Origin of the sequence: Microbacterium sp., from assembly GCF_051860965.1 — a bacterium.
Lineage (GTDB): Bacteria > Actinomycetota > Actinomycetes > Actinomycetales > Microbacteriaceae > Microbacterium.
The window spans coordinates 1-592 of record NZ_JBIMKU010000016.1 but is presented as its reverse complement, the minus strand read 5'-3'; the positions used below and the strand labels follow the sequence as shown (position 1 = coordinate 592).

Here is a 592-nt window from a genome sequence, read left to right as displayed (position 1 = left end):
AGTCTTGTCGACGGCTTCGAAAGCGACGACACCGAGACCGTCGGGGCGGATCGCGACGGAGTTTGCAACGCCCGCCGAGGTGAGCGAGAACTCCTTGACGATCGAGGTCGGGTCGGAGTAGTCGAGGACATCGACCGACCCCGCCTGTGCGTTGACGACGAAGAGGCGGTCGCCGTGCGCCTGGACGATCTCGGCGGCGGAGGCGTCGAAGACGCCGGTCTCGAAGGACCCGATGGGAGCCAGCGAGAGCGCAGCTCCCTCCGCCGACGAGGTGATGGGTGCGGGCACGACCGCCGCGGAGGCGGCGACCGGCGTGACGGCGCCGTTGCGATGGCGACGAGGCGCCGGGACGTATGCGAAGGCATCGGTTTCCTCAAGAGAGTGGACGTGATGTCGCGCGAGAGCGCTGCCCCCTGGCTATCGCGGCGAGAAGTCCCCCGGGTGAACGACGGACGAACGATCACCCCGCCACCCGGTCGACAAGACGCAGACTGCACGTTCGAGCGCCCTCCGCCGACAGTTCGGGTCTTCTCGGCGAACAGGGGAGGGCGAGCGCGGCGCGGTACCTGCGAGGATGGCCGCGCGAATAGTA

Annotated in this window: 1 pseudogene; it reads right to left on the bottom strand. The window is 68.6% G+C overall.

Annotated features, from left to right (window positions below):
• Positions 1-288: pseudogene (locus ACTIFV_RS18640) on the bottom strand (choice-of-anchor I family protein); the annotation flags it as partial.
• Positions 289-592: the final 304 nt, after the last annotated feature.